General features: G+C 64.4%; 15 protein-coding genes. 9 read left to right on the top strand and 6 right to left on the bottom strand.

What is annotated here, in order from left to right; translation table 11 throughout:
• The first annotated feature begins 18 nt into the window (after positions 1 to 18).
• Entirely contained in the window at positions 19 to 1,482 is a 1,464-nt protein-coding gene (locus AC1RNN_RS18725) for a hypothetical protein (RefSeq protein ID WP_493091132.1), read from the top strand.
• Between the two features lie 8 nt (positions 1,483 to 1,490).
• A complete protein-coding gene (locus tag AC1RNN_RS18720) occupies positions 1,491 to 2,879 on the top strand; it encodes a GspE/PulE family protein (RefSeq protein ID WP_493091130.1) in 1,389 nt (462 codons plus the stop codon).
• A 6-nt stretch (positions 2,880 to 2,885) separates the two neighbouring features.
• On the opposite strand, the gene AC1RNN_RS18715 is transcribed toward AC1RNN_RS18720, so the two are convergent.
• Positions 2,886 to 3,818, bottom strand: coding sequence for a LysR family transcriptional regulator (locus AC1RNN_RS18715; RefSeq protein ID WP_493091129.1), 933 nt, complete (start codon positions 3,816 to 3,818; stop codon positions 2,886 to 2,888).
• Between the two features lie 204 nt (positions 3,819 to 4,022).
• On the opposite strand from AC1RNN_RS18715, the gene AC1RNN_RS18710 reads away from it, so the two are divergent.
• Positions 4,023 to 4,583, top strand: coding sequence for a DUF4148 domain-containing protein (locus tag AC1RNN_RS18710; protein ID WP_493091127.1), 561 nt, complete (start codon positions 4,023 to 4,025; stop codon positions 4,581 to 4,583).
• A gap of 55 nt (positions 4,584 to 4,638) precedes the next feature.
• On the opposite strand, the gene AC1RNN_RS18705 is transcribed toward AC1RNN_RS18710, so the two are convergent.
• Together AC1RNN_RS18705 and AC1RNN_RS18700 are read right to left on the bottom strand one after the other, a co-directional pair.
• On the bottom strand, positions 4,639 to 5,622 hold the full coding sequence (locus tag AC1RNN_RS18705; RefSeq protein ID WP_493091125.1) for a lipase secretion chaperone: 984 nt from the start codon (positions 5,620 to 5,622) through the stop codon (positions 4,639 to 4,641).
• Between the two features lie 3 nt (positions 5,623 to 5,625).
• Positions 5,626 to 6,543, bottom strand: a complete 918-nt coding sequence (locus AC1RNN_RS18700; RefSeq protein ID WP_493091124.1) for a lipase family alpha/beta hydrolase — start codon at positions 6,541 to 6,543, stop codon at positions 5,626 to 5,628.
• A gap of 249 nt (positions 6,544 to 6,792) precedes the next feature.
• On the opposite strand from AC1RNN_RS18700, the gene gspF reads away from it, so the two are divergent.
• The 6 genes from gspF to AC1RNN_RS18670 all read left to right on the top strand — a co-directional run bounded on the left by gspF (position 6,793) and on the right by AC1RNN_RS18670 (position 13,967).
• Positions 6,793 to 8,007: a type II secretion system inner membrane protein GspF gene (gene gspF / locus AC1RNN_RS18695; protein WP_493091123.1), complete on the top strand. Its 1,215-nt coding sequence runs from the start codon at positions 6,793 to 6,795 to the stop codon at positions 8,005 to 8,007.
• 6 nt (positions 8,008 to 8,013) lie between these two features.
• On the top strand, positions 8,014 to 8,907 hold the full coding sequence (locus tag AC1RNN_RS18690; RefSeq protein ID WP_493091121.1) for a 5'-nucleotidase: 894 nt from the start codon (positions 8,014 to 8,016) through the stop codon (positions 8,905 to 8,907).
• A gap of 110 nt (positions 8,908 to 9,017) precedes the next feature.
• Positions 9,018 to 10,538 (top strand): DUF1800 domain-containing protein, encoded by a 1,521-nt coding sequence (locus tag AC1RNN_RS18685; RefSeq protein ID WP_493091119.1) that lies wholly within the window; start codon positions 9,018 to 9,020, stop codon positions 10,536 to 10,538.
• A 9-nt stretch (positions 10,539 to 10,547) separates the two neighbouring features.
• The gene (locus tag AC1RNN_RS18680) at positions 10,548 to 11,816 is read left to right on the top strand and encodes a DUF1501 domain-containing protein (RefSeq protein ID WP_493091117.1); all 1,269 of its coding nucleotides are present in this window, start codon (positions 10,548 to 10,550) and stop codon (positions 11,814 to 11,816) included.
• 62 nt (positions 11,817 to 11,878) lie between these two features.
• Positions 11,879 to 12,091 carry a hypothetical protein gene (locus AC1RNN_RS18675; RefSeq protein WP_493091115.1) on the top strand — a complete coding sequence of 71 codons (213 nt, stop codon included), beginning with the start codon at positions 11,879 to 11,881 and terminating at the stop codon, positions 12,089 to 12,091.
• A gap of 76 nt (positions 12,092 to 12,167) precedes the next feature.
• Positions 12,168 to 13,967, top strand: coding sequence for an ABC transporter ATP-binding protein/permease (locus AC1RNN_RS18670; RefSeq protein ID WP_493091113.1), 1,800 nt, complete (start codon positions 12,168 to 12,170; stop codon positions 13,965 to 13,967).
• Here the strand turns inward: AC1RNN_RS18670 and queC are convergent.
• The 3 genes from queC to AC1RNN_RS18655 form a co-directional block, all read right to left on the bottom strand.
• On the bottom strand, positions 13,922 to 14,662 hold the full coding sequence (gene queC, locus AC1RNN_RS18665; protein WP_493091111.1) for a 7-cyano-7-deazaguanine synthase QueC: 741 nt from the start codon (positions 14,660 to 14,662) through the stop codon (positions 13,922 to 13,924). The two genes, AC1RNN_RS18670 and queC, sit on opposite strands and share 46 nt — an antisense overlap.
• A gap of 56 nt (positions 14,663 to 14,718) precedes the next feature.
• Positions 14,719 to 15,219 carry a hypothetical protein gene (locus tag AC1RNN_RS18660; RefSeq protein WP_493091109.1) on the bottom strand — a complete coding sequence of 167 codons (501 nt, stop codon included), beginning with the start codon at positions 15,217 to 15,219 and terminating at the stop codon, positions 14,719 to 14,721.
• A 192-nt stretch (positions 15,220 to 15,411) separates the two neighbouring features.
• Entirely contained in the window at positions 15,412 to 16,992 is a 1,581-nt protein-coding gene (locus AC1RNN_RS18655; protein WP_493091107.1) for a methyl-accepting chemotaxis protein, read from the bottom strand.
• Positions 16,993 to 17,021 lie beyond the last annotated feature (29 nt).

The raw sequence follows: 17,021 nt of genomic DNA, 5'->3' as shown, positions 1-17,021 counted from the left end.
TAGGGAGTTTTTTTGAGCATGAAGTGCACGTTCCAGCATCCACGCCTGCGCACACTGCAAGCCACCGTTTTGACCGCCGCACTGGCGTGTGCGGTCAGCCAAGCCCAGACCGCCTACGACAAACTGGACGTCGGGGTCCAGGTCAACAAGGGCATCAGCTTCAGTGCCTTTGCAGCACCATTGCCACTGCCACCGGGTGAATGGCTGGTGGTCAGCAAGGCGGAATCCAAGGTCAGCCTGATGGGGGGCGGCTCTGACGCCCCCGGTTCGGCCAAGGAGATCAGTCTGGGGCTCAAAAGCACCGATGCCGACAACCCCGTGGAGCTGGTGGTGGCCACTTTCACACCGGACTCCGTCCCGATTGTCTGGCGAAGCCCAGCCTGCAACACCATGGGCACCGGGGCACCCTTCAAGGATGATTTCGGCACAGTGCCCAGCGGCCTGACGTATGGTTGCGCCAAAGGTTTCTATACCGGAACCGGCAACCGCAAAGTCGTCGACACCTTGGCACACAGCAGCAACGCAAACACTGCCCAGCTGTACACCGGATTCACACCCTACCTGTCCTCCATCAGTGACAGCAGTGTGATCATCGCCATGACCTTCAGCGCCGACCGGGGCCGACGTGTCAGCTACCAGATGCACGCACGCGCGCCCTCCAGCGTGCTCAAGGGCAATGCCTTTGACGTCGCCACCCAGGCGTGGACACATGAGAGCGGCTTGGCGATTCAGGCCGCCTTACAGAACAAGGCCATTGCCATCGCCCCCTTCCCAGCAGCCACCGGTGATAACAGCCCGGAAGCGGTCGCCAAGAAAATGGACAACGCGGTGGAAATCACGCTGCCGGGCAAAACGCTCTCCGGTTCCATCAAACTTGATGAAAGTGGCCAACCCCTCCCTCTGCCGCCAGGCCAGTGGAAAGTAGCCGGAAGGCGCGAGGTGCAACCGTCCACCCCAAGCGGCGACCGGTCCAGCCGTGTCTACCTGACGTTGCGCAACCTGGACGCCAGCGCCAGCATCGCCGTGGTCTGGTTGGCCTACGACAGCAAGCCCTATTACAACTCCCAGGCTTCGGCCAAGTGCGAAAACAAGTCCGCGCCCATTGTGGAGAGCTATGGCACCACGCCGGAGTCGCGCGTAGCATCCTGCGCAATCGTCAATACTTTCACCCGTAGTTTCCGGGAACGGGTTGTAAACGCCAAGACCACAGGGACCGACTGGGACAAGAGCAACTTGGCCTCGCTGCTGCCATATGCCGAGGGGCTGCCAGAAGCGCACACGTGGATGGAGTTGCGTGTGGGCGCCAATGAGACACGCCGCCTGCTGTACACCTTCTATGCCGCGCAGCCAGCCAAGGTCAGCCCGGAAGGCAAGTACCTGAAGGCCGTGCGCACCTGGATGGACAAGAGCAAGGTTACGTTAGAAGCCTACCTTGACGGGAAGGCCTCCAGCTTCCCGCCCTACCCCGATCTGGTGGATTGAACCCGGCCATGCGCTACCCCCTGCCCTACGCCTTTGCCCGTACCCAGCAGCTCCTGCTGGAGGACGCCGGCAGCACGCTGACACTGTGGGTGCATGACGCAACGCCGCCATCCGCCATCGGCGAGGTATTGCGCAAACATGCCGTGCACAGCGTGCAGACGCAGGAGGCCACCACGCTGACACAGCGCATCAGCGCGGCCTATGCGCAGGGCGAATCGAGTGCGGCCACGGTGATGAGCGAGGTGCAGGGCGAGGCCGATTTCAGCCGCATGCTGCAGGAGCTGCCCGCGGTGGAAGACCTGCTGGAGACGGCCGACGACGCGCCCATCATCCGCATGCTCAATGCGCTGCTGACCCAGGCCGCACGCGATGGCGCCAGCGACATCCACATCGAACCCTATGAGCGCCACAGCAGCGTGCGTTTTCGCGTGGACGGCACGCTGCGCGAGGTGGTGCAGGCGCACCGCGCGCTGCATGCAGCGCTCATCTCACGCCTGAAAATCATGGCGGACCTGGATATCTCCGAAAAGCGCCTGCCGCAGGACGGTCGCATCAGCCTGCGCATCGGCACGCGTGCGGTGGATGTGCGCGTGAGCACCCTGCCCAGCGCGCACGGCGAACGCGCCGTACTGCGCCTGCTGGACAAGAGCCAGGACCAGCGCAGTCTGGAGTCGGTGGGCATGCAGGGCTCGGTGCTGCAGCGCTTTGAAGACCTGATTGCGCAGCCCCACGGCATCATCCTCGTCACCGGGCCCACGGGCTCGGGCAAGACGACGACGCTGTACGCCTCGCTCTCGCGCCTGGACGCGGCGCGGCAAAATATCATGACGGTGGAAGACCCTATCGAGTACGAGCTGCCGGGCGTGGGGCAGACGCAAGTCAACACCAAGATCGACCTGACCTTTGCCAAGGCCCTGCGCGCCATTTTGCGGCAGGACCCGGACGTGATCATGATTGGCGAGATCCGGGACTTCGAAACCGCGCAGATTGCCATCCAAGCGTCCCTTACCGGCCACCTGGTGCTGGCCACGCTGCACACCAACGACGCGGCCAGCGCGGTGACGCGCCTCATCGACATGGGCGTGGAGCCTTTCCTGCTGAGCTCGTCCCTGCGCGGCGTGCTGGCGCAGCGCCTGGTCCGCAAGCTGTGCACGGCCTGTGCAGGCAAAGGCTGTACGGCCTGCTCCCACATGGGCTACCAAGGCCGCACCGGCGTCTTCGAGCTGCTGCGGGTGACCGACGCGATTGCCGAACTGGTGCACCACAACGCGCCCGAATCCGAAATCCGCACAGCGGGCTTGGCCGACGGCATGGTGCCGCTGCGCGAAGATGGCGAACGCCTGCTGCAGGCGGGCATCACCAGCACCGAAGAGCTTCTGCGCGTGGTGCGGGACTGAGTGCGCTCAGCACACGGTACAGGCCTTGAGCGCGTTGTCTGACTGCAAGCGCGTCTGCTCAGTCAGGTAGTCCAGAAACACGCGCGTGCGCTCAGGCAGGAATTTGCGACTGGGCAGCGCTGCATACAGGGTCAAACGCCCTGAAATCCAAGGGGCCAGTACGCGGACCAATGCGCCCGAGGTCAGCAACGGAGCCACCAGATTCACCGCCGCGGAGGTGATGCCGGCACCGTCGAGCGCGGCGCGTAAAAGTGTGTCGGAATGGTTGGCCACCATGCGGGGCTTGACGTCCACCTCTTGCACTGCGTCGTCCTGGTCCGGATGGATCAGTCGCCATGGCGTTTCCGCTTGGCCCGCGCGCTTAAAGCGCAGCACCTCGTGATGAGTCAGATCCGCCGGAGTAAGCGGCGCGCCCTTGCGCTTGAGATAGGCTGGAGAGGCCACCAGCACGGCCTCGGTGGACGACACCTTGCGCGCAATGATGTCACCATCGAAATGCCCCTCCGTGGGAAGGAGCGTCACATCGTAGTCTTCAATGGGGGGCTCCTTGAAGGACTCCACATCGATGTGCAGGGTGATGTCGGGGTAGCGCTCGTTGAACCCCGCCACCAGCGGAGCCAGAACATGGGACGCCAGTGAAGGAGGCGTGAGCAGGCGTAGCGGGCCCGCCAACTCATGGGTTTGCGAGCTGGCGGCTTCATGCGCCTCGTCAATATCCTGCAGGATATCTCGTACCCGTCCCAGATAGGTCTCACCCGCCGGGCTTAACGAAACTTTACGTGTGGTCCGGTGCAGCAACCGGGTACCGAGATAGTCCTCCAGATCCGCAATCAGGCGGGTCACGGCGGCGGAAGACATGTCCAGTGCGCGCGCGGCAGCAGAAAAGCCACCCTCGTCGATGACAGTCTGGAAAACCCGCATTGACATCAAGCGATCCATGGCAACCTTTTTTGTTTTTTCAAGAGATGGATTATTTCAAGCAGCGTAATGAACCACTGTTTGCAGTGGTATTTTTCAGATGCTAGGTCGTGCCTAAAGTTCACCCCATCGATGAGACGAAACAAAAACCGCCCCTTCGATACCACGGGCAGGACGCTGTGTCCTGTCATTGGAATCAATCAATTGAACAGAAGGACTGAAATCATGAAAACCGCAACCGCCTCCATCGCCCTGGCCATCACCGCCCTGCTCACAGGCCATGCCCAAGCCGCCGACGTCGGCAAGACCCGCGAACAGGTTCGTGCCGAACTGGCCCAGGCACAACGCAACGGCGACATCATCGCCAACACAGACGCTGGCAGCAGCGAATTCCTGTCCGGCAAGGGCAGCAAGCTGAACGCAGCGTTCCCTGAAAGCTACCCTGCAGTCCAGTTCGTGAGCACGAAGACCCGCGAACAGGTTCGCGCCGAACTGGCCCAAGCCCAGCGCAATGGTGACATCGTAGCCAACACCGATGCTGGCAGCAGCGAGTACCGTTCCGGCAAAGGCAGCAAGCTGAGCGACGCTTTCCCCGAAAACTACCCCGCCGCGCAAGCTGTGAGCAGCAAGACACGTGATGAAGTGCGCGCCGAGCTGACCCACGCCCAACGCACCGGCGACATCGTTGCCAACACTGACGTGGGCAGCAATGAGTTTGTTTCCGGCAAAGGCAGCAAGCTCAGCGCCGTGTTCCCCGAAAACTACCCCGCCACCCGCTTCAACTAAGAAGCAGCACTGCATACGCAGCAAACAAAAAGGCCCCTCGGGGCCTTTTTTCTTGTCAGGGTTCGTACGCCGCCAGCCGTTTGCGTTCCAGCTCGCTGAACTGGGCCTGCTGCAACTCATTCAGGGCAACACTGCGCTCGGACTCGGGCGCATCACCCAACTTCCTGAGCAAGCCCGCGCGTTCGACCAAGTAGCGGTCAATACGGGCCTTCCAAGCCGCGTCCTCTTTGTCCACCTCCGCCAGGCGGCTCGCCGCCGCAGGGTCCAGCGCCTGGGCACGCAGGCGGTAGACATCGTCTTCGCTGCCGCCCTGGGCGCGCAAGTTGCGGGCTTTCTCTTCCAGTATCAGCACGGCGCGCGGCGCTTCGCGGTCTGCGCGCAGGGCCTTGGGCATGGCCGCATCCAGCGCGGCCAGTTGCTCACGCTTTTGCGCGGCATCCAGCGCCGGGTTGTTGGTAATGTCCAGCCGGGCCATGGCATCCATGTCCGCCATGTCTTCCAGCCCGAACATGGACTGCTCTTCTTCTGCATTGAAGAAGCGCGCACGCAAAGCCTGCATGCCTTCAAAGCGCTTGCGCAGGCTTTGCGGCCCGGGCGGTTGCTTGGCAAATTGCTGTTCCAACCCGAAGAGCTCCCGCTTGAAATCCAGATAGCGTGCCAGCAAGCGCTTGGCCGCCTCCGCACGCGGAGGCTCCAGGGTTTTGTCCAGCTCCAGGCGAATCTGCTGCGCGATCACATCGACCGTTTGTTCGCCCACGGTGCTGAGGTAATAGTCAAACAGGCGGCGCAGGGCGCCGTAAGGCAGCCCTCCCGCGCCACTTGCTGGCAACGCATTGAGTGCGACCAGGCCGGCCGCACCGTCGGGCACCGTGCCCTGCAAGGAGGCAGCCCTTGGCTGCGTAGACGCAGCGCCCGCTGACCCGGCCAACAGGGCTTGCACGTCAGAATCTGCGGACCACGCCCACCAGGCCAGGGCCAGCAGCAACGCCGCCCCCAGTCCCAGTGCAGCCCGCAGCCAGCGCGCCAGGCGTGGTGCCAAGGCTCAGAGCCCCACGTTCTTCAGGCGGTTGGCCTGCTGGCGGAACAGGGTGACCGGGCTGGTCTCAAACAGATTGGTCAGGCCCACGGTCTGGTTCACTTCGTCCAGGTGGTTGATCGCGTAGTCATCGCGGATCACCTTGCCTAGGCGCGAGGAGCAGCTGCTCACCAGGCCATCGTTCTTGGCACCGGCAAACGCGAGCGAGGTCAGCGCCAGGCCGGGGTCAATGATGTCCAGCACGTTGGTATAGGGCTGTGCGCCGCTCCACGAGTAATAAGACACACCGTTCACGCTGTAAGCACCTTCACCGCAGGCGCTGGTCGGCACACCCTGGGGGTGGGCCGCGTTGAACTTGGCCGTGCCCTTGGTGCTGAGCGACTGCGCCGCAGCCAGCGAGTTCTGGGTGAGGCCGCCACCGCCGGAGAGGAAGTTGATGATGGTACCCAGACCGTTGGTGATGGACACCAGCACGGTGTTGCTGAAGGTACCCGCAGGCGCCACGCCCAGCAGCACGTCGGCCACGGCCGAGCCCTTGTTCACGCCACCGATGGAGGTGACCGAGGCCACCAGGTCAGGACGCACCGACGCCACATAGCGGGCAGTCGGTCCGCCGTGGCTGTGGCCCATCAGGTTGACCTTGGCAGCGCCGGTGGCGGCCAGGATCTGCTTCACCTGGGTGAGCAGTTGCTCGCCGCGCACCTCGGTGCTGTTGGCAGCGGCCACCTGCACCACATAGACCTTGGCGCCGTCAGAACGCAGGGCCGAAGGGATGCCGTAGAAATATTCCACGGGGCCAATGTTGTCGAAACCAAACAAGCCATGCACCAGCACGATGGGGTACTTGGTCTGGGTATAGCCGGCTGCGGACGCAGTGGCGGGGAACAGGCTCAGGGCCAGCGCGAACGCGGCCAGCCAACGCATCACGATTCTCTTCACAGTTGTCTCCTCGGGACCTCTCAGGGTCGATGGTGTTGAAGGGATGTCAATCGATGGATACCGGTGCGACCTCTGGGGTGGGGGCGCTGTCGCGGGTGAGCTGCGGCCCATGGTTTGTGTCGGTGGACAGAACTCTTTAAATAGCACGATCGTGCTTTTTATGAAGCATAAAACCAGACGTCTGCTTTGTCATGGTGGAAAACCCGCGCCATGCCCTGCCGCTACCATTGCGCTATGCCCGCCTACAGCTACTCAGCCCTGGACGCCAATGGCAGCACCCACACCGGCGTGCTGGAGGCGGATGCACCGCGTGCCGCGCGCAGCCAGTTGCGCGCGCAGCAGCTCGTGCCGCTCAGCGTACAGGAGCTCACACAGCAAACACCTACGGGAGCGACCACATTGGGTGGTCGGCGCGCCTTCAACGCCACGCAGCGCGCCGTCTGGACGCGCCAGCTCGCCGGGCTGGTGTCTGCGGGCTTGCCGCTGGAGCGTGCGCTGAGCTCGCTCACCGAAGAGGCTGAAACCCCGGCCCAGCGCGACGTGGTGGCCACCATACGCGCCGAGGTCAACAGCGGAACGCCGCTGGGCACAGCCTTGGCCCAGCACCCGCGCGAGTTCTCCGACATCTATGTGGGCCTCATCAGTGCAGGCGAACACAGCGGCGAACTGGGTCTGGTGCTGGAGCGCCTGGCCGACGAGCTGGAGGAGCAGCACGCGATGCAGTCCAAGCTGCTGGGCGCAGCGCTCTACCCGGCCGTGGTGAGCGTGGTGGCCATGGTCATCGTCCTGTTCCTGCTCACCTACGTGGTGCCCCAGGTGGCCGGCGTGTTTGCCGGCTCCAAACAGGCCCTGCCCCTGCTGACGCGCGCCATGCTGGGTATCAGCAGTGCACTGCGCAGCTATGGCTGGATGCTACTGATTGCTATTGTTTTGATAGCTGCTTGCGCACGTTTGGCGTGGGCTAGTGGCACATTTCGCATCAAGGCAGACGCCGCGTGGCTGCGCCTTCCCATCCTGGGCCGGCTGGCGCGCGGCTACAACGCCGCACGCTTTGCCAGCACCCTGGCCATGCTGGTGGCCGCCGGGGTGCCCATCCTCAAGGCACTACAGGCCGCGGCCGACACGCTCTCCAACCGCGCCATGCGCGAGGACGCGCTGCAGGCCCTGGTGCTGGTGCGCGAAGGCGCGCCGCTGGCCAGCGCACTGGCGCACGAGAAACGCTTTCCGCCGCTGCTGGCCATGTTCGCCCGCCTGGGCGAGCAGACCGGCCGCCTGCCCCACATGCTGGACCGCGCGGCCCTGCAACTGCGCAACGAAGTGCAGCGCCGCGCCCTGCAACTGGCCACCTTGCTGGAGCCCCTGCTCATCGTCGCCATGGGCATCGTCGTCATGCTCATCGTGCTGGCCGTGCTCATGCCCATCATCCAGCTCAACCAACTCGTGAAGTAAATCCTTATGGCCCTGTCTCTGGACGGCAAACTCGTAGTCGCGATTTCCAGCCGCGCCCTCTTCGACTTTGAAGAAGAAAACCAAGTCTTCGAGCAGAACGACGACCGCGCCTACATGGAGCTGCAGCGCCAGCGCCTGAACGTGCCAGCCAAGCCCGGCGTGGCCTTCTCGCTGGTACAGAAGCTGCTAGCGTTCAACGAGACACCCTCGCAGCGTGTGGAGGTGGTCATCCTCTCGCGCAACGATCCGGTTTCGGGCATGCGCGTGTTCCGTTCGGCCCAGCACTACGGCCTGCCCATCCAGCGCGGCAACTTCACGCGTGGCGAATCGCCCTGGCGCTACCTCAAGCCGCTGCACGCCAACCTGTTTCTGAGCACCCACCTCAGCGATGTGCGGGCGGCGCTGGCCGCTGGTGTGCCAGCGGCGCAGGTCTACCCACACAGCGCCCACGCCAGCAACGCCCACCCCAGCGAAGTGCGCATCGCCTTCGACGGCGACGCTGTGCTCTTCAGCGACGAGGCCGAGCAGGTCTACCAGAGCGGCGGGCTCAGCGCCTTCCAGCAGCACGAGCAGGACCACGTGACCCAGCCTCTGCCGGATGGCCCCTTCAAGCCCCTGCTGGTGGCGCTGCACAAGCTGCAGCAGGCGCAGATCGAACACATCCGCATCCGTACTGCGCTGGTCACTGCGCGCAGCGCGCCCGCCCATGAACGCGCCATCCTCACACTGATGAACTGGAACATTGACGTGGACGAGGCCATGTTCCTGGGCGGGCTGGACAAGGGCGAGTTCCTGCGCGAGTTCGAGCCCGACTTCTTCTTTGACGACCAGACCGGCCATATCGAATCCGCCGCCAAGCATGTGCCCGCCGGCCATGTGGCCAGCGGCGTGCGCAACTAGACCCCAACGGGTAAAGGTTTGTAAAGCGCAGCGGGACTGCGGGTGAACCCGTAGACGCGTGGCAAGGTGAGGCCGTTGTGCACCCAACACCGCCACACCTCCCGCTCGCCATGCCTGCCCTTTCACACCCCACACCCCTGCTGCAACGGCGCAGTGCGCTGCGTGCGCTGTCCGCCCTTCCCATCCTGGGCAGCGGCCTGCTTCACCCGGTCTGGGCTCAGGGCACTGCCGATCCCGCACGCAACGCACAGGCCTGGCGCGCCATGTCCCGCGTGGGCTATGGACCCAGCGCGGCGCTGGCACAGACGGTGCAAGGCGCCAGCAGCCCGCGCGACTGGGCGCTGGCCCAGGTAGACGCGGCCTACGCTTCCAGCCAGCAGCCCCCGCGCATCCCCACTGAATGGGCCGGCATCAACGCGCCGCTGCCCGAACTCTTCGCCAAGTTCCGCGAAGAACGGCAAGAACGAGCCAAAGACAAGGGCAAAACCAGGAACAAGGACGACAAGCCCAGCCGCCAGGAGCTGCTGGCCGGTGACCCGGAGTACTTCAGCCGCTCCATGGCCCTGCAGGCCGTGGCCTGGCGGCTCTACGCCAGCAGCCAGCCGGAGGCAGAAAACCCCTTGCTCGCGCGCCTGACCGAGTTCTGGTTCAACCACTTCAACGTCTACATCGGCAAGGGCGCTGTACGCCCCTTCACCGGCCACTACGCCATCCACGTCGCCCGCGCCCACGCACTCGGCAAGTTTGAAGACCTGGTGCTCGCCAGCGCGCGCCACCCGGCCATGCTGGCTTACCTGGACCAAGCGCAGAGCGTGGCCGAGAACGGGCGCGGCCCGATGGGCAAGTCGCGCGGCCTCAATGAGAACTACGCCCGCGAACTCATGGAGCTGCACACCCTGGGCGTGCACGGCGGCTACACCCAGACCGATGTACGCGAGCTGGCCCGCGTGCTGACCGGCTGGACCGTGGGCCCGCAGGACAGCAGCGGCTTCCGCTTTGTGCCACGCTTGCACGACACCGGCAGCAAAACGGTGCTGGGCAAGCACTGGTCCGGCTTCTCCTTCAGCGGTGGCGAGCAGGAAGGCGTGGAAGCCATCCGCATGCTGGCGCGCCACCCCAGCACTGCGCAGCGCATCTGCCTGCGGCTGGCGCAGTTCTTCATTGCCGACCAGCCGCCGCAGGCCGCCGTGCAGGCGCTGGTCAGTACCTTCAGCAATACAGGCGGAGACCTGCGCGCCGTGGTGCGCACACTGCTGCAACTGCCCGATTTCTGGCAGGCCGAAAACAGCCTCTTCAAGACGCCCATGGACTACGCCTGCTCGGTGTTGACAGCCACGGACGGTGCACGCGAGAACCGCAACCTCATGCTGGCTGCCGGCTTTCTGTCCAACGCCGGACAGCCCGTGCATGGCTGGCAGACACCGGACGGCTACGCCTTTGACGCCGCCACCTGGCTGGTGCCCGAGGCACTCACACGCCGGGCCGACTTTGCGCTGGCCGTGGCGCGCCAGGCCAATACCGAGTTCCTCACACCCTACCTCAGCGCCACCACCCTGGCCAGCATTGCCCAGGAGCGCACTGCCCTGCGCGCCGGCCTCATGCTGGCCAGCCCCGACTTCATGCGCAAATAAGGCCTCACGATGACACACCCCCACTTCTCCCGCCGTGGCCTGCTGCAAGTCGCCTTGGGCAGCGCGGCCGCCTGGGCTGCACCCGCCGCCTGGTCGCAAACCCAGCGCGGCAGCGTCGACGATGCCCGCCTGGTCGTCATCTTCCTGCGCGGCGCCTACGACGGCCTCTCGGCCCTGGTGCCGCATGGCGATGCCAACTACTACCGCCTGCGCCCCAACATCGCCATTGCCGCACCTGACGGCAGCGCGCAGACCACGCTGGCACTGGACACCACCTTCGGCCTGCACCCGGCGCTGGCCGCGCTGCAGCCACTGTGGCAGCAGGGCGTGCTCACCGCCATTCCCTGCGCGGGCTCGCCCGACGCCACGCGCTCACATTTCGAGGCCCAGCACCATTGGGAAATCGGCATCCCTGGCAAGAACGGCACCTCGCCCGGCTGGCTCAACACCCTGGCCGGCCTGCGCCATGCCGAAGCCTTGGGCGTGGGCGAAGCCAACCCACTGATCCTGGCCGGCAGCACCCAGGTGCAACTTGTGCCCAAGGGCCAGGCCGCGACCCGCCAAGGCGCGCTGGGTGACGCACGCACGCGCGATGCCGTGATGAACCTCTACGCTGGCGATGACACTCTCTCCAAGACCTTCCGCGCCGGTGCGCAGAGCCGCATGGAAACTGCCAAAGCCCTGAGTGAGGACGAGATGCAAGACATGGCCGGTGGCTCCATGGCCAGCCGCAAGGAAATGGCCGCGGCCGACAACGGCGCCGGCAGCGCCAAGGGCCTGCTGCTGGACGCACGCCACTTGAACACCCTGATGCGGCAGAACCGCAACCTGCGCCTGGGCTTCCTGTCCGCCGGTGGCTGGGACACCCATGCCAACCAGGGCAATGCCAGCGGCGCGCTGGCCAACAACCTGGGCAGCCTGGCCGCCACCCTGGTGCAGCTGCGCCGCGAGTTCTCACGACCCAACGACGTGGTGGCCGTGGTCAGCGAGTTTGGCCGCACCAGCGCCGAGAACGGAACCCGTGGCACCGACCATGGCCACGGCAATGCGCTGTGGCTCATGGGCAGCCGCGTGCAGGGCGGGCGCTGGCATGGCCGCTGGGATGGACTGGCACAAGGGAATCTGCATGAAGGCCGGGACCTGCCGGTGCACCACGACTTCCGCGCCGTGCTGGCCCAGGTACTGCGCACCACGCAAGGGCTCAACGCCGCAGGTCTGGACGCGCTGTTCCCCGGCTTTGCGTGGGACAGCAAGCTCGACGGGTTAATGCGCGCATAAGCATTGGTAAACCTATGTAAAAGCGGCTGACAGGCTGGAGGACTCCCCCTAAGCTTGTTCCCATGTCTCCAGCCTACCTCCTGCGATCCACCGCCACCCCGGCAGACGAGAGCTGCCCTGGTAACGAACGTGCACGACGCGGCACGACGCTGTCCAGCAATGCACAGGCATGGCGCCGTCTGGCGCGCGATGGCTATGGCCGCACAGCCGAGCAGGTGCGTGCCTCGCAGGCAGCGCCCATTACCCGTACCCCGGACGACAGAGCCCACCGCTGAACCCGCGCGTCCAGCGGCTACCATGGCCCTTGCGCTGGGCCTGTAGCCGCAGCCTCCCATTCACAAGGACTTCACCATGGTGTCTCTGGCCCACACGAGCGGCAAGCTCGCGTCGTTCCGTCAGCTGCTGCAGCGCGTGTATGCGCTGACCCGGCCCTACTTCTACTCCGAAGACAAATGGAAGGCGCGCGGCATGCTGGCGGCCATCGTGATGCTCAACCTAGGGTTGGTCTACATGGCCGTACTTCTCAATGACTGGTACAGGCTCTTCTACGACGCGCTGCAGGAAAAAAATGCCTCCGCCTTTTGGTCTCAGTTAGGTCGCTTCACCTACTTGGCCTTTGGCTCCATCATCATCGCTGTCTACAAGTTCTACCTGACGCAGCTGCTACAGGTTCGCTGGCGTTCTTGGATGACCACCCACTACCTGCAGCGCTGGCTCAGCGGGCAGGCTTTCTACCGGCTGGAGCTGGCGCGCTTCACGCAAATTGCAGAGGCCGGCAGCCACCCTGACAACCCAGACCAACGCATTCAGGAAGACATCCGCCAGTTCACCGAATTCACCATAGGCCTCTCCATGGGACTGCTCAATGCGATCGTCACTCTGGCCAGCTTCGTAGGCATTCTCTGGACCTTGTCAGGCAGCTTTGCCTTTCATCTGGGTGGCAGCGAATACAGCATCCCCGGCTTTATGGTCTGGATGGCGGTGCTCTACTGCGCAGCGGGCAGCATCATTACCCACTACATAGGCCGCAAGCAGATTCCGCTGAACTTTGCACAGCAGCGCGTGGAAGCCGACTTCCGTCACACCCTAGTTCGGGTGCGTGAATACAGCGAATCGATTGCGCTAGATCGCGGCGAACCCATGGCCAGCCAACAACTTCATCAGCGTTTTGGTAAGGTGCTTGACAACTACCTCGCACTGATCAAGGCGCAGAAAAGCTTGATCTGGTTCACCAACTTCTTTGGCCAGGCGGCCGTGGTATTCCCATTTGTGGTGGCTGCGCCGCGCTATTTCAGCGGCGCCATCCAGCTCGGCGAGCTCATGCAGATCTCCTCCGCCTTTGGCAAGGTCCAGGATGGGCTGAGCTGGTTTGTGGACAGCTACAGCAGCATCGCCACCTGGCGCGCCACGACCGACCGCCTCACCAGCTTTGAGGCATCTTTTCAGGCCCTAGCCCCCATCAACACTGCGCAAGCAGCTCCTGAAAACATAGCTAACCAGACGACACTGCAAGCCAGCGATCTCTCCATCGCCCTACCCAACGGCACCCCGCTGCTGGCAGCCACTACGCTGCAAGCCCAGCCCGGTGACCGCGTCCTGCTGCAAGGCCCATCGGGCAGCGGCAAGTCCAGCCTGTTCCGCACACTGGCGGGCATCTGGCCCTACGCGCGCGGCCATGTGCAGTTGCCGGCCCACAGCATGTTCCTGCCGCAGCGCCCCTACTTTCCCAACGGCCCGCTGCGCGAAGCCCTGGCCTACCCCGAGCCGGCAACCGCCTACACCGACGCCCAGCTGCAGCAGGCCCTACGCGACGCCCTGCTGCCCGCGCTGGTCGATGAACTGGACCGCGCAGATGCCTGGGGCCAGAAGCTGTCGGGCGGCGAACAGCAGCGTCTGGCACTGGCGCGCGTGCTGCTCAAACAGCCGCAGTGGGTGTTTGCCGATGAAGCCACCAGCGCGCTGGATGCGGAAGCCGAAGCCACGCTATACCAGCGCCTGAGCGAGCTGGTCGCACGCAACGGGGGGGGACTGGTGTCCATCGCCCACCGCCCGGCCGTGGCGGCTTTCCACAACCGGCAGTGGCAGCTATCTGCCGCCTCGGACCATCAGGGCACAGGGGCCTTGTTCACCTTGTCCGAGAAGCGCGCATAGCCTTTGGCGCGCAGCTCGCAGGCGGGGCAGCTGCCACAGCCATAGCCCCAAGCTTGGCGGTGGGTACGGTCGCCCAGGTAGCAAGTGTGGGTGTGCTCCACGATGAGGTCCACCAGGGCCTCGCCACCGCCGGGCACACCCGACTGCTCGCCCAGCGCATGGGCCAGTTCCCAAGTCTGGGCCTTGTCGATCCACATGAGCGGAGTCTCGATCAGGAAGCGCTTGTCCATGCCCAATGAAAGCGCGAGCTGCAAGGCTTTCATGGTGTCGTCACGGCAATCGGGGTAGCCGGAGAAGTCGGTCTCGCAAACGCCAGTCACGATAACCTGCAGCCCGCGCCGGTAGGCCAGTGCCGCGGCCAGCGTCATGAACAGCAGGTTGCGCCCTGGCACAAAGGTATTGGGCAGGCCGCTGGCCTCCATCTGGAAAGCGGTGTCCCGCGTGAGGGAGGTTTCACTCACCTCGCCCAGCACCGCCAGATCCAGCAAATGGTCTTTGCCGAGCTTGGCAGCCCACTGCGGGAAGTGGCTGCGGATTTCACGCAGCACATTCAGGCGCGCCTCCAGCTCCACGCTATGGCGCTGGCGGTAGTCAAAGGCGATGGTTTCGACACGCTCGTAGCGCGCCAAGGCATGGGCCAGGCAGGTGGTGGAGTCCTGCCCGCCAGAGAAGAGAACGAGTGCGGTGGTATGCATGGCCGCCATGGTAGAGCACCACGGGGCAGTCTGTCAGACCCGGTCTTTCGGCCGGATCAGATGTTTTCGGTCTTCTTGATTTTGCTGGGCGTGTAGACCAGTACATCTTTCGCCACTTGGCCTGACACATCCGCCGCATTGACGGGCTGTGGCTGCGTCAGCTGGTTCTTGACCTGCTCAATCTGGATGGCGCTGGCGCTGGCCGTCCACACCGTCTTGAGGTGGTCCATCAGAACCTGGGAGATCGGCTTGGGCGGTGGATCTTCCACTTTTTCCTGTTTGGGGCGGTGGATCGTCCAGTCCTGCGGCGCTGTGGCCTCCTCCGCTCCGCGCCGGGTGGGCTCGGGCACCACCACCTTCGGAGCCTGCCCTTCCTGGGGCTTGAGCGCGGGGTTCACCATGTCGATCACCCCCGGCGAGGCGGTTTCGACTGTGGTGCTGGTGTTGGTAGCGGGGTTGACCGGAGCAACTGGGATAACCCTATGTGCCCCAGACGAAGCCGAATCTACGCCGGCAGGGCGCACATTCGGGTTTCGATCAATGGATGGCAGTTGCATTTTGGCTAGGCTGTGAGGCCCCTCCGGTGACTTTTAGGAGTTGACGTACGATTCTTAACGGCAGATTTAGGGGCTTATTTAGGCCTATTTTTAAAATTTCTCCAATTTTTTCAGACCTCCAGGCCCTTTCAAAGCAAAAAAAGGCACCAAAACGGTGCAAACCGCCTTGGCGCCGCGATTTCCGAAGTTCAGCTAGGCAGCCGAAAGGGCCAGGGGCTGCAGGGATTGCATCTCGCGCGGCAGCTTGAAACGCCCCACCAGGCGCTCCAGCAGCTCGGCCTGCTCCCGCAGGGAACTGGCCGCCGCCGCACTCTGCTCCACCAGGGCGGCGTTTTGCTGGGTCATTTGCTCCAGCTCCGCCACGGCGGCACTGACTTGCTGCATGTCACGGCTCTGCTCGTCGCTGGAGGCGGTGATTTCACCAATGATGCCGGTCACGCGCTGCACCGACTGCACGATCTCCTGCATGGTCTGACCCGCACCGTCCACCAGCTGCGAGCCATGCTCCACGCTGGCCACCGAGCCGCCGATGAGGGTCTTGATTTCCTTGGCCGCCTCGGCGCTGCGCCCGGCCAGGGCGCGCACTTCACTAGCCACCACGGCAAAACCGCGCCCCTGTTCACCCGCACGTGCCGCTTCCACCGCGGCATTCAAGGCGAGGATGTTGGTCTGGAACGCAATGCCGTCGATCACGGCAATGATGTCCACGATCTTGCGCGAGGAGCCATTGATCTCGTGCATGGTGCTGACCACCTGAGAGACCGCCGAGCCCCCGCTCTCCGCCACGGAATAGGCCGTACCTACCAGCATGTTCGCCTGCCGGGCCGATTCGGCCGACTGCTGCAGCGAACCATTGAGGTGGTCCATGGTGGAAGACGCGCGCTGTAGGTTGGCAGCCGTGGTCTCGGTACGGTTGGACAAGTCCTGGTTGCCGTGCGCGATCTCGGAGCTGGCAATGCTGATGCTGCCGGTAGACCGGTGCACCTGCCCTACCAACTGCGCCAGCGAATCGGCCATGTGGGCCAGGGAGCGCAGCACGTCGCCCATCTCGTCCTTGCGTTCCGTGCGAATGGCCACGCTGAGGTCGCCCTGCCCGATGGACTGCGCCACGCGCACGATTTCGCCCAGCGGGTCGCACACATTGCGCTGCAGCAGGCGCGTGCCAATCGAAATCAGCACCACGATGACGGCCATGATGCCGGCCACCGACCAGACCGTGCGCATGCGCTCCTGCCCGGCCTTGTCACGCAAGGCCGTCGCGCCTTCTTCCGTCAAGCGCACCATGGCCTGCTGCGCCTCCAAAAAGGCCTTGAGCTCGCTCTGGGTCGCACTCTGGATATGGTTGACGACAGCGGCGCCATCCCCCGCCGTCTTGAGGGCCTGGGCCTTGTCGATAGACGCCTGCAGGGATTGCGCACGGGTCTTGACCGCGTCCAGCGCAGCGCGCTCCGCCGGGCTTTGCATGGTTTTCTCCAGTGCGGCCTGGAGCTTGCCCATCTCCTGACCGCTGCTCTCCTGGTCCGCCAGCAGGAGCTGGGCGGCCGCAGCATCGGCATTGAGCGCCGCACCGATGCCACGCAAGGCGTTGGCCTCGGTCAGGCCACGCCAGCGTGCGGCCATCTCCAGCTTGCTTTGCTGCTCCGACTGTTCTGCCACCGTGATGGCCTGGGAATGCACCGTGCGCACGGCCGACCCGGACGCCATGGCCACCAGGCCCACACTCACGGCAATGGCTGGCAGCCACAGCTTCAACGCAATACTCAAAGACTTCATAAACCGCTCCGCAAAGAAGCGGTCCAGTA

Source organism: Rhodoferax sp. GW822-FHT02D07 (assembly GCF_058802405.1).
This window is presented reverse-complemented; position numbering and strand designations above follow the sequence as displayed.

Bases quoted from the DNA above. Each gene is read 5' to 3' on its own strand.
- AC1RNN_RS18655 (WP_493091107.1), bottom strand. From the start codon at position 16,992: ATGAAGTCTTTGAGTATTGCGTTGAAGCTGTGGCTGCCAGCCATTGCC.
- AC1RNN_RS18690 (WP_493091121.1), top strand. From the start codon at position 8,014: ATGGCCCTGTCTCTGGACGGCAAACTCGTAGTCGCGATTTCCAGCCGC.
- AC1RNN_RS18670 (WP_493091113.1), top strand. From the start codon at position 12,168: ATGGTGTCTCTGGCCCACACGAGCGGCAAGCTCGCGTCGTTCCGTCAG.
- AC1RNN_RS18660 (WP_493091109.1), bottom strand. From the start codon at position 15,219: ATGCAACTGCCATCCATTGATCGAAACCCGAATGTGCGCCCTGCCGGC.
- queC (WP_493091111.1), bottom strand. From the start codon at position 14,662: ATGCATACCACCGCACTCGTTCTCTTCTCTGGCGGGCAGGACTCCACC.
- gspF (WP_493091123.1), top strand. From the start codon at position 6,793: ATGCCCGCCTACAGCTACTCAGCCCTGGACGCCAATGGCAGCACCCAC.
- AC1RNN_RS18685 (WP_493091119.1), top strand. From the start codon at position 9,018: ATGCCTGCCCTTTCACACCCCACACCCCTGCTGCAACGGCGCAGTGCG.
- AC1RNN_RS18720 (WP_493091130.1), top strand. From the start codon at position 1,491: ATGCGCTACCCCCTGCCCTACGCCTTTGCCCGTACCCAGCAGCTCCTG.
- AC1RNN_RS18675 (WP_493091115.1), top strand. From the start codon at position 11,879: ATGTCTCCAGCCTACCTCCTGCGATCCACCGCCACCCCGGCAGACGAG.
- AC1RNN_RS18725 (WP_493091132.1), top strand. From the start codon at position 19: ATGAAGTGCACGTTCCAGCATCCACGCCTGCGCACACTGCAAGCCACC.
- AC1RNN_RS18710 (WP_493091127.1), top strand. From the start codon at position 4,023: ATGAAAACCGCAACCGCCTCCATCGCCCTGGCCATCACCGCCCTGCTC.
- AC1RNN_RS18700 (WP_493091124.1), bottom strand. From the start codon at position 6,543: ATGCGTTGGCTGGCCGCGTTCGCGCTGGCCCTGAGCCTGTTCCCCGCC.
- AC1RNN_RS18715 (WP_493091129.1), bottom strand. From the start codon at position 3,818: ATGGATCGCTTGATGTCAATGCGGGTTTTCCAGACTGTCATCGACGAG.
- AC1RNN_RS18680 (WP_493091117.1), top strand. From the start codon at position 10,548: ATGACACACCCCCACTTCTCCCGCCGTGGCCTGCTGCAAGTCGCCTTG.